Here is a 14,747-nt window from a genome sequence, read left to right on the forward strand (position 1 = left end):
GTCAGTTTTATCGGTGGTTGCTGTAGTTATCGCTTCCAGTGTAGTGCGTGCGCCGCGTTTGCGGAGTCACTGCTTCTCCACCACGCTGGCGGCGTCCACGTCCTGCGCGAGATCGGCCACGACCGGCACGATCATCGGCTTGCGGTGGAGCTGGCGGGCCACCCAGCCGCCGATCGTGCGACGCATGATCTGCTGCAGCTTGTAGGTGTCCTTGGTGCCCTGCATCATCGCGTCGTTCAGCTGCTCGACGATCTGATGGCGGACCTTGTCGAACTCGCTTTCGTCCTCGGCCACGGCGTTCAGGTAGATCTTCGGGCCAGTGACCACCTCATGGGTCTCGGTGTCCACCACGATGAACGCGGAGACGAAGCCTTCGGTGCCCAGGATGCGGCGCTTCTCCAGCTCCTCGTCGGTGAGCTCGCCCACCGAGTCGCCGTCCACGTACACGTAGCCGCAGGGCACGGAGCCCACGACGGCGGCCTTGCCGTGGTAGAGGTCCACCACGTCGCCGTCCTCGGCCAGGACCACGTTCTGCGGGTCAACGCCGGTCTTGACGGCGATGAGGCCGTTGGCCACCAGGTGGCGGTTCTCGCCGTGGATAGGCATGGCGCACTTGGGCTTGACGATGTTGTACATGTACAGCAGCTCGCCCTCGTTGCAGTGGCCGGAGACGTGGACCGCGGCGTTGTCGCGGTTGACCACCTTGGCGCCGAGCTGCACGAGCTTGTTGATGACCTTGTACACGCCGTGCTCGTTGCCCGGAATCAGGGAGCTGGCCAGGATCACGGTGTCGAACTCGTTGATGTGGATGTCGCGGTGGTTGCCGTCGGCGATGCGGCCGAGGGCGGCCATCGGTTCGCCCTGGGAGCCGGTGCACATGTAGACGAGCTTGTCGTCCTGGATGTCATTGGCCTGCTTGAGGTCCACGACGGTGCCTTCGGGGATGTGCAGGTAGCCCAGGTCAGCTGCGATGGACATGTTGCGCACCATGGAGCGGCCCACGAACACCACCTTGCGGCCGTACTTGTGGGCGGTGTCCACCACCTGCTGCACGCGGTGCACGTGCGAGGAGAAGCTGGCCACGATGATCTTGCGGCTGGCCTGCGCGAACGCCTGGTCCAGCGCCGGACCGATGGAGGTCTCCGGCTTGACGAAGCCCGGCACCTCGGCGTTGGTGGAATCCATCATGAGCAGATCCACACCCTTTTCGCCGATCTTGCCGAACTCCACCAGATCGGTGATCTTGTGGTCGAGCGGCAGCTGGTCGAGCTTGATGTCGCCGGTGTCGATGAGGGAGCCGGCCGGGGTCTTGACGTACACGGCCAGGGCGTCCGGGATCGAGTGGGTCACGGTGACGAACTCGAGGTCGAACGGACCCACCTTGAGACGGTCGCGGCCTTGCACCTCGACCTTGGTGGGGTTGATGTGGTGCTCCTTGCACTTGGCGTCCACGAAGGCGAGGGTCAGCTTGGAGCCGATCAGCGGGATGTCCGGACGCAGCTTGAGCAGGTAGGGCACGCCGCCGATGTGGTCCTCGTGGCCGTGGGTCAGGATGAGGGCGTCGACCTTGTCCAGACGGTTCTTGATGTAGCTGAAGTCCGGCAGGATGAGATCCACGCCGGGCTGCTCCTCCTCGGGGAAGAGCACGCCGCAGTCGATGAGCAGGAGGTGACCGTTGTATTCGATCACGTTCATGTTGCGGCCGATCTCGCCCAGGCCACCGAGCGGCGTGATGCGCATGGAGCCCTTGCGGTACTTCGGCGGGGCGATCAGGACGGCGTCCTGCTGGGGCGCGGTCGCCGGCTGGTTCGCCGGCTTGCGGGACGCGGCGCCGCGGGAGGCGTTGCCACGGGACGAGGTGCGGGTGGTGCGGGTGGACGCACCATTGCTGTTGCGGCGCGCGGAACCACGGCGACGCGAATTGCTGTTTTTGCTGGTTTTCTTCTGTTCTGCCATATCCTGTTTGTTTTTCTTGTTGTGCCTCTGTTCGTCTTGCAGGGGCGACGGGTTTCAGCCCGTATTACAGCAAGCCGGCTGCTCGCATGCCCGCGGTGGCCTTTTCAAGCTGGTTGGCGTCGGGGCCGACGTTCGGCAGGCGCATGGTGGTGTTCGGGATGTATCCCTTGACCTTGAGCGCGGCCTTGGCCATGACGGCCTGGTAGCCGTCGCCGTTGAGCGCGTGGACGAGCGGGGCGAGCTGGTTGGCCAGGCGGCGCGCGGTGGTGATGTCGCCGCGGTCGAACGCCTGCACGAGCTGCTGCATGGGGTTGGAAGCGACGTGGGCGATCACGGAGATGATGCCGACGGCGCCGATGGAGAGGAACGGCAGGAACAGGCCGTCATCGCCGGAATACCAGGCGAGGCCGGTGCGCTGCTGCTTCTCCACTGCGGCAGCAAGATCGCCGGTGGCGTCCTTGACTGCCTTGACGTGTTCGAGTTCGGCCAAACGGTCGTACGTTTCGACCTTGACCTTGAGGCCGGTGCGGCCGGGGACATCGTAGACGATGATCGGCTTCTCGGCGGATTCGTCGACGGCCTTGTAGTGGCCGACGACGCCGTCCTGGGAGGGACGGGAATAGTAGGGCATGACGACGAGCACCGCGTCGGCGCCCGCCTCCTGGGTCTGCTCGACCATGCGCACGGTGTGGGCGGTGTCGTTGGAGCCGGCGCCGGAGATCACCGGCACGTCCACGACCTCCTTGACGGCGCGGACCAGGTCGACCTTCTCGTCCATGTGGGTCACGGGCGACTCACCGGTGGTGCCATTGACCACCAGACCGTCCGCGCCATCGGCCACGAGATGCTTGGCGAGCTGCTGTGCGGCCTCGAAATCAACGCTGCCGTCGGACTTCATGGGGGTGACCATAGCCGGCAGGATTCGGCCGAAAGGCGCAGGGTCAAGAAGATGCATGTCATGCTCGCTCATAGTGTTCACCGTACTTCCCGTTGTGGACGCTGCGCGGGGTGCGTTCGGCGTCCGTTTGTGGATGGTTGTATTGCTTGGGTTTGATTGGTTTTACGTATCGGTTTTGCGGTCTCTTGCGGCCTTACAGGTCGAGGAAGTTGGCGAGGCCGACCGTCAGGCCCGCGGGGGCGTCGCCGGCGAGTTTGCGCACGGCCAGCAGCACGCCGGGCATGAAGCTGGTGCGGTCGAAGCTGTCGGCGCGGATGGTCAGCTGCTCGCCGGCGTTGCCGAAGAGCACCTCCTCGTGGGCATTGAGGCCGCGCAGGCGCACGGCGTGCACGTGGATGCCGTCGATCACCTGGCCGCGGGAGCCGCCGTCGGTTTCGGTGGCGTCCGGCACGGGGGCCATGCCGGTGGCCTTGCGCGCCTCGGCGATGCCGTGGGCGGTGTGGATGGCGGTGCCGGAGGGGGCGTCCACCTTGGTGGGGTGGTGCAGCTCGATGACCTCGGCGGATTCAAAGTACTTGGCGGCCTTGACGGCGAAGAAGTCGGCCAGCACGGCGGAGATGGCGAAGTTCGGGGCGATGAACACCTTCTGGGTCTCGGGCCGCGGGCCCTGGGCGATGGCGGCCTTGACCTGGGCGAGCTTCTCCTCGGTCCAGCCGGTGGTACCCACCACGATGTCCACGCCCTGGCCGATGAGGGTGAGCACGTTGTTCAGGCTCACGCTCGGCACGGTGAACTCCACCACCACGTCCGTGTTGTCCGGGGTGATGGCGGTCAGGTCGTCGCCCGCGTCCAGCGCGAGCGCCAGCTGCGTGTCCTGCGCGTTGTTGACGGCTTCGACCACGTGCGAGCCCATACGGCCCTTGGCGCCGACCACAGATACCTTGATCACGTTGTTCTCCCCTTGCTGTCCGTTCCCGCCGGGTTGCCCGGCAGGTGCTGTTGCTGCCTGATTATTGGTTGCCGGTTGCATTTGGCTGTTTGGCTGTTTGGCTGTTCGGCTGCCTCTCGGCATTCCCGCCGCGTTCCTGCCGCGGCACTGATCGGCACTCAGCCTATCACCCGCGTACGTTGCCGCCAACGGTTTGTCCGCGCTGTGTACATCGGGCGCGATCCGTATGGCTCAAACCGTCAGCGACCCACCGGGCTCCCCTCAGTCGGCTTCGCCGACAGCTCCCCTCAAAGAGGGGAGCCAGACTAACCGAGGTTCCAATCGGGCGAGCTGCACGTTACCGACGCTACCGGCGTTTGGAGAGGCGCCAGCCGAGGAGGGCCAGGGGCACCGCGGCGAGTGTGAAGGCGAAGGGCAGCAGCATGCCCACATGCGGGTTGGCGGCGTCGAGCACGATGCCCGCCACGGACGAGCCGATGGACGTGCCCACCGTGCCGGCCGTGGTGACCCAGCTCAGGCCTTCGGTCAGCGATTCGGGCGGCACCAGGTCCTTGACGATGAGGTTGCCGGTGGCGAACAGCGGCGAGACGGTCAGGCCGGTCAGGATCTCGATGAGTCCCAGCAGGATGAGGTTGTCCATGGTGACACGGAAGAAGAGGTATCCCACCGTGAGCAGCGCCAGGAACATCACCATGTGCCCCCAGTGCGAGCCTTTGAGCTGCCGGGAGCCGAAAATCAGTGCACCCACGCATGAACCGACCGCGAACATGGCCAGCTGCAGGCCCAGAAACGGTTCCAAGCCCATGCCCTTCATCGTGGCGGTGATCGACACGTCGAACGAGGTGAAGCTCATGTTGAACACGATGAACACCACGAGCAGCGGCAACACGCCGCCGTACAGCAGCACGCTCTTGGGCTTGGCGCCACTGCGCTTGAGTTGGCGCAGGGTGAGCTGGTCGGCCTCGCCGGACGTATTGCCGGAATCCGCCGTCGCTTGGCCCGTACCGGCCTGGGATTCGCCGGAGGCCGCACGCACCTCGACCTGCTCGATCATCACCGGCGGCTGGGTGGATTTGAGCGAGAGGAACACGGTGCCGCCGATACCGCAAGCCAGCGTAGGCACGAACAGCTGCGAGACGGGATGCACCGAAGTGGCCAGCCATGCGGCCAGGATGGGGCCGAGGATGAATACGATCTCATCGATGGCGGCCTCCATGGCGTAGGCCGTGTTGAGCAGTTGCTCGCCGTCCTCCACGCCGCGCAGGGCATATGCCCAGCGGGTACGCACGAGCGCGCCGAAGGAGAACTGGGTCAGGCCCATGATGATGGCCAGGCCGAACAGCACGGGAATCGGCACGCGCACCAGCGCCGCGAACGCGAAGGACAGCATGGCGACCAATTGCACGGCGAGCGCGATGCGTCCCACCCGGGCCTGACCGAACCGGTCGAAGGCTCGGGCGTAGAACGGGGTGACGCAGGACATGGCGAGCACATAGACGGCGCTCATGGTGCCGGCGACAGTCCAGTTGTCGTAGATGTGGTTGAGTGCCAGCACGATGCCGAGGCTCATCATGGATATCGGCAGGCGTGCCACGGCTCCGGACAGGCAGAACGCCTTGGTGCCGGGCAGGGTGAACAGGCGCTGGTATGGCGAGTGGTGGGCGGCTTGAGTCGTCCGGTCGGTTTGCGTCGATTGCACGGCCTGTGCCAATTGCGTGTTCTGCGCTCCGTTCGCCTGCGGTTCGGCGGTCGGGCTCGGCTGGTCGGACTGGTGCGACTGCGTTGCCGTACGAGTCGTGGACATGGTTGTTCTACTCCTTACTGGGGTGTGTTCCGGCATGTGCGCCCGCCCACACATGCCATCCGAGGGTAGCGGTCCCCGAGCAACGTCACGCGGTGCGTTTCAACCGCGGACCCTGTCTGTTCCACCTTGCCCGGTCCGCCCATCATGGGCGAACGGTCTTGCGTGTCCGTTCGGAACGGGCGGCGTGTTCGCCGTGCCTGTTCCGAGACGACGGGCGAGGAGCGGACGGGGTCATGAACCTTTGCTGGTTCAGTCGTTGTCGGATTGTTCGGGGATGCCGGAGCTCAACTCGGTAAGGATCTCCTTTTCACTTTTCGCGCGGGCATGCAGCTCGCGCCGACCCGCATCGGGTTCACTGACATAGTAGAGAGTGGCGTCGATGCTGTCCAATTCCACGTCTTCGACCGCGGCCAGCAGAAGCCGGTACATGTCGAGCTGGGCGAGTTTGCGCATCTCGTCCTCCGGCTTGACGGGTCTGTGGCCGGTTTTCCAGTCGACGACCGTATACCGTTTGGCGCCGTCCGTCGGGTCAAGGCCGCCCGCGAAGACCGCGTCCAGTTTGCCGTTGACCAGGCCGATGCCGGGTACGTCCACCACGATGGCGCGTTCGGCCCACACCGGCGTGCGTGCAGCCCATCTCGATTCAGCCAATCGACGCTGCCAGAGCCGGAGCTTGACTTCCTGCGCGGATAGCCCGGCCGAATCGTCGGATTGATCAGGTGCGGTTGAATCGTCGGATTGCGAGACGTCGGGCGAATCGTCGGGTCGCGGGATGCTCCCGCCAAAGACACCCCCGACGGTTCCGCCGCTTTCGCCGGGCCGGTCGCCGTTCCCACCCGTCCGAGCCGCCAACGCACGGATCAGCTCTTCCCGTGTGACCGTGCTCTCACCATCGCCGACGGTTTCCATGGCTTCGCAAGAGAGCGCGGCCTGGTCCAGCCTTCCGGCGTTGACGAACCGCTCGGCCCAGGCATGGAATCGCGTGCCGAGTTCGGCAGCCGGCGAGGAGACCCGCGGAATCGGGCGTATGATGCCGCGCCAGTAGGCGCGCTCCTCGCGCTCCCCCATGCCGCCCACGCGGGCCTGCAGGCTGGTCACGTTCTGACGGCCGACGGCCAGGATGCGCTGTGCCTTGGCCTTGACGTCCCGGTCCAGATCGTCGCCCTCCAACGAGCCGGCCATCAGATCGGCATCGTTCACCAGCAGTTGGGCGCGTTGCAGCAGTGGACCGGGTTCGCGCGCGGAGGCATTCCCGACAGCGACGACCTCGGCGTTTTCGGCGTCTTCAGGAATGGCACCGGCCGCCTGGGTCGCGGAAGCCGCTGCGCCATGGACGGAGATATCTGCTGGACGGTTGGATTCCCGCAGTTTCGTGTCCTCTACATCCCTTGCCGCGCGTTTAATGAGCCTGCGGACCTGTTCGGTGCCGTTGGTCAGGCGGCGGACCGTCTCCGGACTCAGTGAGGCCGGCCAAGTCAGGTCTTCAACCCGTTCGGATTGTTCGATGGGGGTGTTCCACGCTGCACCAACCACCGCTGCGCCATATTCGGCGGCGTATTCGCCCACGAAGAAGCCTTCGGGCGGCGCGATCGGTTCGCCGTCCGACGAAACCAAGGGCAAGTCACCCTTCTCCCCCGCATACGCTTCGATGCTCGCTTCGGCGGCGACCACGCCGACATGGGAGTGGAGCGCGTCATGCACTTCGAGCCAGAAATTGGAAGGGGACGAGGCCCTTGAACCCTTGGACACCATGGCGGGGTCACGGCCGGGCTCCCCGGCGTGACGGCAGTAGGTCAGCAGCGCATCCTCCTTGGCGCGGGTGAGCGCCACGTACATCAGGCGACGTTCGTCGGCATGGAGACGGCGGCCGTATTCCTCGGTCTGGGTGAGATACCAGCCGGACGGATCCACCTCGTCCACACCGTCGCCGACCTTGCGCATGGAGCCGAAGGCCTCGTCGTCGATGAGTTCCACATCGTCGAGAGCCTGCAGCGATGCGATGGGGTTCGCGTCCGGGTCGGCGTCATGCGGGAAACGCGGCAGGATGCCGGTGTCGGCGCGCATGGGGACGGGAACGGCCACCGGGTTGGTGAGCCATGAGTCGGCGGTCTCGTGGTATTCGGGTGCCGCCCATCGTCCCTGTTCGGTGCCTCCGGTGCGTTCCTCATCCGGCGTGACCTTGAGGTGGTCGCCCTGGTTGCTGGGGAATCCGCCCGCGGTGAGCCCGACCACGGCCACGGCGTTCCATTCCAGGCCCTTTGACTGGTGCACGGTCATGAGTTCCACGTCCACGGGCCCGTCCGGCAGGCTGGCGGCCTCGTCCTCCACCGAGGCCAGATGATCCACCCACGTCATGAATCCCTGCAGGGTGGCGGTCTGTCCCATGGCAATCTCCTGCGTATAGGTGTCCACCAGATCCACGATGGCGTTCATGGGCATATGCGCCAGCGTGGGGTTGGCGGCATGTTGCGGATTGCGCAATGCTCCCGCCACCACGGTGTCGATGTCGAGATCCAGTGCCTCGACGGCGGTGCGGATCACGTCCGCAAGCGGGTGGCCGACCATGCGCTGGGTGAGGCGCAACGCCTTGGCGGCGCGGGCAACCGCATGCCGTCCCGGTTCGCTCAACGTTTCGGTAAGATGCTCCACGTCCGAGCGCAGCAGCAGATCGGGCAGGAACACGGCGTTGGCCACCTGATCGCGGTATTCGCGCACGACCGCCGCCCATTCGGCGCTGGGGGTATCCGGCTTGGCAAGCCCCGCCTGCACCAGGGCCAGGAACCGGCGTTCGGTGTTCCGTTCCTCCGCGGCCCGCGCCAAAGCGGTCAGGTCGGCCGCGGACATGGCGAACCTCGGCGTGGCGAGCAGCCGCATGAGGGAGGCCGTATCGGTATGGTCGGCCGCCACGTGGAGCAGGGCCAGCAGATCGCGGATCTCCGGGCGCTCGAGCAGGGCGGAGTATCCCACCACGAACGTGGTCAGGCCGGCCCGTTCCAATGCCTCCTGATATTCAGGCATACGCGATTTGGAGCGGAACAGCACGGCGACCGGGGCCTTCTCGTCCTGGGACTGGCCCTTGGGGTACACCCATCCGGGGTTCCACGGATCATCCGAGGGCTTGCGGAACCGGCTGATGGCTGTCTTGCAGAAACGCACCACCGCGTCGATCTCCTGACCGGCGGTCTCGAACCCGAGTATGCCCAACGTGCCTTCCGGAGCGTCGGGCATGGCATCCAGCGGCGAGACGTCCACTTCCCTCATGAGCGAGCTGGACGGGCGTTCGGGCCGCGAGCGCAACGGCAGGGTCAGGTCGTTGGCGGCTTCGAGCACGATGCGGCTGTTGCGCCGGGTCACGGTCAGCGGGAATGGTTTGGAGCCGGCCGGCATATGGAAGTCCCGTTGGAACATGCGGAAGGCGCCGGGGCTGGCTCCTCGCCATGCGTAGATGGATTGGAACGGGTCGCCCACGGCGTTGACGGCCGAGCTTTCGGCGTCGCCGGCGGTCGCACCAGCCGGCCGCATGCCGGACGTGCCGGCGGTCACGCCGACAGATTCCGTGCCGGACGCGCCGGCATCGTTCCGGTCATTGCCGGACGCTCCGGCGGTCGCATTGTTCGTCGTATCGACGTGGAAAAGCGCGGCGAGCAGGGCGGCCTGCGTGGTGGAGGTGTCCTGGTATTCGTCCAGCAGCACATGGCTGTACCGGCGGCGCATGCGTTCCCCGATGGAGGGGAATCGTTCGATGAGCTGGTATGCGGCCAGCGTGAAGTCGGAGAATTCCGCCATATTGCGGGCCCGTTTGGCCTGGGCGTACGCCTCCACCAGTTTCAGCAGGATCTCGCGTTTGCGGGTCACGGTCAGCAGTTCGCCGCAATGGTAGATACAGCGGGCGTGCAGTTGCCTGTTGCGCTCGTCCAGTTTGGCCTGCCAACTGGCATCCGTATCCTTTTTGGTGCGTTTGACGGTGGCAATGCGCGGCTCGGCGTCGGGCATGGGCTCATCGCCGATGGCCTGTTCCAGCCGGTCGATGAAGGCGGTGTCCCATTGTCGCACCCGTTCGACGGCGTTCTCGAAGCTGGTGCAGCCGGAGCCGATCATGGCGCTGCCGATGGCGCCGGACAGGGCCAGGACTTGGCCGGCGAGGGTGTTGAACGCACCGAAATCCTCGCCGAGGGCCAGATCCATGTGCTCATCGATCACTTCGGTGGCCAGCTGCAGGGCTCCTGCCTCGCTGAGGGGTTGGGTGTTCTGGTTGAAGCCGACCAGCAGACCGTACTGGCGCACGATGGTCTGGAAGAAGGCGTCATAGGTGAAGATGGCGGGTTTGAGGAACGCGCGGTCGCCGGGCACGGCGCTGGAGCCCGATTCTCCATCGTGCATCTCGCCGGCCACCGCCGCGGAAACACGTTCCAACAGTTCGCCCGCGGCCTTGCGGGTGAAGGTCAGGCCGAGGATGCGTTCGGGGGCCACACCGCGGTGGATGAGGGCGATGATGCGTTGGGTCATGGTGAAGGTCTTGCCGGAGCCGGCGCCGGCCACCACCAGCACGTCGGCATCCACCGGGGCGTCGATGATGGCGGCCTGTTCCTTGGTGGGGGTGAACGTGCTCATGCTTGCCTCGTTTCGAATACGGTGTCGACCTGCCCCGCGCAGGCCGGGCAGATGTGCTTCATGCGGCAGAACGCCACATGCGTGGGCTGGGGATGGGCCGCGATCGCCTCGGACCGGCTGGCGGCGGCAGCGTAGAACACGCGGGCGATCATGGTCAGCGCCCACATCGCCTGCGTGCCGGCGAGGTTGGTGAACCGTTCCCAGTCTTCGCGGCTCACGTCTTCCGGCGGCGTGGCGGCATCGGGCCACGGCACGTCGTAGAACGTGTCCGGGGATTTGTAGTGGAAGCGCGGCGTGAACGGCTCCTCGTTCAATGCGCCGCTTCGGAACAGCGGCGGTTGGAAGACGCCTTCCGGCGCGTAGCTTTGCGCCGGGGCGGCGTTCTGGGCGACGTGGAACAGTTCGCTTTGCGCGATGTACGGCATGGCGGCGAGCGCCTTGGCACCGCGCGCCCGTCCTTCGGGGAAGGTCAGTCCGAGCTGGTAGCACACCAGCTGCAAATCGTTGAAGATCTGCTTGGTGGTGGGCACCTTGCCGGTTTTGTAGTCGATGAGGCGGATGCTCGTGCTGCCGTCCTCCTGTATACGGGTTTCCATGCGGTCGATGCGGCCGGACAGGCGCACGGTCAGATCCTCGCTCATGCCTTGCGGCCAGCCACCCACCAGCGCGCCCATGCATGCGGACAAGGTGGCTCGGTCGATGGGCCTGATGTCCTCCATGGCGTTGTATGCGGCGAGGATGTCGTTCAGGTCGAAGCGGGCGGCGAATTCCCGTTCGCAGTCGACGTGATCGAGTCGGCCGAGTCGTACGGCTTCGGCGTTCCTGCCCAGATAGGAGGCGGGGCTGCCGTTGCCGGCCACGAAATAGTCGGCGATGTTGGCCAGCATGTCCGCGGCGGAGTCGTCCTTGCGCATGGCGGCGTACCGATCCCGCGTATCGGCGATGGACTCGGGATCCGAGCGTTTCTCCTGATAGATCTTGTCCAGTCGTGCGGCGACCGCGGCGATGCGCTGACTCGGCGTGGGTGAGCCGTCCAGACCCAGGGTCTCCATGAGTTCGGGATGCTCGTCCAGCCGGTCCAGCCCTTCCTCGCTGCCTTGCTGGGCGACCGCGTGGATGAGCGTGCCGAAACCGGTGGCCACCGAACCTGGGCGGGGCCCGGCGAAACGGTTTTCCAGCATCCAACAGACCGGGCAGGCCCACAGGTTGTCCACGGCGGACGGGGACAGCGTGACCATGGGGCAATGTCCGTCGCCATCATCCGCAACCGCATCGCCGGCCGTGACGCCATCGTTCTTGGCGACATCATTGGCCGTAGCAGTGGCATTAACCGTGGAAACGCCGCCCGCGCCGGTCTCGCTTCCCTCACCCCCAGACGACGTCACGTCATCATGCGGCGGCATGAAGGCCCAGTCATCCGGGTCGGCGGAGGCGATACCGTGTTCGGCGAGCAGGGCCAACGTTTTCATGGCATCCCGAGCCTCCGGCGACTCCGGTTCGGCCGTGGTCAGCATCACGCGGGCGGCGGTCACCAGTCCGCGTGCGTCCGCATCCAGTCCCGCGAACTCATGCCGGGTCTCGGAGGTCTCGCCGCCCACGGCCGTGAACCGCGCCTGCGCCCTGTTGCGCGGGTAATGCTCCGGCAGGTACCCGAAGAGGAAGTCCGAAGGGGTGGCGTCGTCGTTCCATACCGCGCTGACGGTGACGTTGCGCGAGGCGCGGGTCAACGCCACGAGGAAGCTCTTCTTCTCGCTGGAGAGGACGGCTGCCAGCCGCGGGTCATGTCCCGGTTCGGCAGGTTGGCGGGTGCCGTCATGCAATACCAGATCGGCGAGGTCCTCACCGCCGAACAGGGTGTTGCGTCCGGCGAGGTTGGGCCAGACGTCCTGTTGGATCACCGGCAACCAGACATACCGCCAATGGCGGCCCGCGGCACCCGCCGGGGTGGTGAGCGTCAGGGCGTCCTCCACCGGCCCGATATGCGCCAGCGAATCGGCCTGTACCTCCATGCCGCGCACCTGCGCCATGAATCCGGCGATGTCCCTGTCGGCGGTGGAGTCCTCGGCGAACTGGAACAGGCGCATGGCCGCATCGAGCCGGTCGTTGGCGGCGCGCCCGTCATCGGTGTTCTCCAATGCCGCGCGCTGCCATACCGGAGCGACCCCTGCGGCGTTCCATGCGAGGGACAGCACATAGGACGGGCGGCGGCGCTGATCGGGCGGCAATCGCAGCAATCCGTGATTGACGGCATCCACCAGCGTCCACAGACGGTCGAACGCCCGGGCTTGGGGGTCCTTGCCCAGCACCGCGCCGACGGCCTCGACGACGGCATCCGACGGTGCCCGTGGCGCGTCAAATGCGAGCATCACGAACAGCGCATCGGCGCCGAAGGCCAGATCATTGCCGGATGGACCGTCGATGACGCTGTCATCCACCGTCACACTGCCAGTCTGTGTTTCACGAGACGTTTCACAATACGCCCGGTCTCCGCAATGCGTTTCACGGTATGTTTCACGCAGTGTCTGCCAGGCTGCCGCCAGCCCGGACAGTATGGTGTCCTCTCCGGCGAGCATCGACAATGATTCCAATGCCTCCAGCGCCGATTCGATGGGTGCCAGGCGGGCGGGGCCGCCGGTGCCGGGTTTGGTGCCGACGGTCAGCAGCGGACTGTTCACCACCGCCGTGACCCGCGCACGCACATATGAGGCGATCTCGCCAAGGCTCATCCGGCAATCGGCGATGCCCTCATGACGAAGCAGTGCCAGCTCGGTCAGGGCGAACAATCCCTGCACGAAGGATTCGTCCTTCAGCGGGCGGGTGACAGACGAGTACCGTACCGGCACGCCGTCGCGGCGCAGCCGTTCCCCATAAAGACGGACGGCGGCGTTGTCGTGCGCGATGACCGCCATGTCGTTCCAGCGCACCTGACGGTCCAGATGCGCGCGTTTGATGCGCCAGACCACGTCGTCCAACTCCTCGCGGGGTGAACGGTACAGTTCGGCGGACAGCGTGGAATCGGTCGGAACGGCATCGGCTCCGCCGCCATCCGCAGCGCTTTTGGTATCACCAGAGGAATCGGCGAGGCCTGTCCGCAAAGCGCACGTCAGCTTCCCTGGCCTTTTGGCCAGAGGCAGCGGCTCCTCTTCCGGCGAGGGAATCGACAGCGAGACGCGGGATGCGACCACGGCCGCCCTGGCACCGGAACGCCAGGCCTCGGGGATATCCGATGCGCCGGGATCGGCAGCTTCCCCACCGGATTCCGGAAGACCATCCTTCTCAGCGATGGCAGAGGTCCACTCCGATATGTCCCGGATGGTCGGGAGAAGTCCTGCGCCCGAGGCATGGGTCAATGCCATCTCGACGGCATGCAATGGCCCGTTCACGATGCGCCGCATAAGGTATTCGGGGTATGAGCCGCGGAAGGTCTGCACGGCCTCATCCGGGTTCCCCACCAGCACCAGCTTCACGCCGGCCCTGCCGAGTTCCTCAAGGAATCGGATTCCCGCCAACGTGGTGTCCTGGACGTCGTCGACCACCAGCAGTTCGGGAACGTCAAGCGACCGCAACCATGAATCGGCCTGTCCGCGAACCGCTGCGGAGGCACCGGATTCCGGCTCATCGCCGGATGGGGCCTTCCCCTCCCCGGCATGCGCGGCAACCATGTCATGCACCGCGCGGGCGCCGGCCACCAGAAGATAGGAGGCGTCCAAACGGTATTGGCCCGGATATGCCTCACCTTGCGCGGCGATATACTCACGCCGCAACGCGAATGCCAGGCTCCATTGGACGCTCAGTCTCGCATCGGCAGCGGCGGCGCCCAGCAGGCGAGGCTCCTCCGCTGCCCCGATGCCGAGTTCGTCCAAACGGGCGAGCATGTCTCGCAACTGGCCGATGAAAGCGTCCGAAATGCCTTGCGCGAAGGTGTTCGCGCTGGTGGAGCCCGCGCCCGAGTCCCCCGAACCGGCGGAACCCTCTTGCGCGGACACCTCCACCGCGGTTTCATGGACCAGCCCGGCCCAGTCGTTCTGGGCGAAGTACCCGCGCAGCAGCGCGCAGGTGGCGCAATCGTCTCCGGATACGGCATGCCCCACATGCACGGCCATGACCTGACGCAACAAGGCATCCTGCTCGGCGCCGTTGAGCAGCCTCGGGGCCACGAGCCCCTCGCCCCTGCGCGCGGCCGATATGGCGCGGAAGGCCACCGCGCCCAATGTGGTGACCGGCCTGGCCTGTCCGGAAGCCCCCAAATCGCGGACCACGCGGTTGCCCAAGGCATCGGCGGCCACGCGGCCGGATACGGCCATCACCGCGCCGGCGGTGCCGTAACGGCGCAGGCCGTCCTCCAACACGGCGAGCGCGAACTCGGTCTTGCCCGAACAGGGCGCACCGATCACCAGCCTTGCCGCGCCGTCGCGGTCAAGGCCGTCCAGCAGGTCCGAAGCATGCAATCCGTCAGTCATGGCTCAAGCCTAACCCCGGTTTTTGGGGAGGGAAAAATTTTACCGCCCGCAATATTCGGCGGTATCGTC

At 66.0% G+C, this 14,747-nt stretch carries 6 protein-coding genes; all 6 read right to left on the bottom strand.

What is annotated here, in order from left to right; translation table 11 throughout:
• Positions 1-66: 66 nt before the first annotated feature.
• Positions 67-1,956, bottom strand: coding sequence for a ribonuclease J (locus DF196_RS09075; RefSeq protein ID WP_109057514.1), 1,890 nt, complete (start codon positions 1,954-1,956; stop codon positions 67-69).
• A gap of 64 nt (positions 1,957-2,020) precedes the next feature.
• On the bottom strand, positions 2,021-2,926 hold the full coding sequence (dapA, locus tag DF196_RS09080; RefSeq protein ID WP_109057515.1) for a 4-hydroxy-tetrahydrodipicolinate synthase: 906 nt from the start codon (positions 2,924-2,926) through the stop codon (positions 2,021-2,023).
• A gap of 121 nt (positions 2,927-3,047) precedes the next feature.
• Positions 3,048-3,803 carry a 4-hydroxy-tetrahydrodipicolinate reductase gene (gene dapB / locus DF196_RS09085; protein ID WP_109057516.1) on the bottom strand — a complete coding sequence of 252 codons (756 nt, stop codon included), beginning with the start codon at positions 3,801-3,803 and terminating at the stop codon, positions 3,048-3,050.
• 346 nt (positions 3,804-4,149) lie between these two features.
• Positions 4,150-5,607, bottom strand: a complete 1,458-nt coding sequence (locus DF196_RS09090; RefSeq protein ID WP_109057517.1) for an MFS transporter — start codon at positions 5,605-5,607, stop codon at positions 4,150-4,152.
• A gap of 249 nt (positions 5,608-5,856) precedes the next feature.
• Positions 5,857-10,218 carry a UvrD-helicase domain-containing protein gene (locus DF196_RS13935; protein WP_241519668.1) on the bottom strand — a complete coding sequence of 1,454 codons (4,362 nt, stop codon included), beginning with the start codon at positions 10,216-10,218 and terminating at the stop codon, positions 5,857-5,859.
• Positions 10,215-14,678, bottom strand: a complete 4,464-nt coding sequence (locus DF196_RS09105; RefSeq protein WP_241519669.1) for a PD-(D/E)XK nuclease family protein — start codon at positions 14,676-14,678, stop codon at positions 10,215-10,217. The genes DF196_RS13935 and DF196_RS09105 overlap by 4 nt, the downstream gene beginning before the upstream one ends.
• Positions 14,679-14,747: the final 69 nt, after the last annotated feature.

Source organism: Bifidobacterium callitrichidarum (assembly GCF_003129905.1).
GTDB lineage: Bacteria > Actinomycetota > Actinomycetes > Actinomycetales > Bifidobacteriaceae > Bifidobacterium > Bifidobacterium callitrichidarum.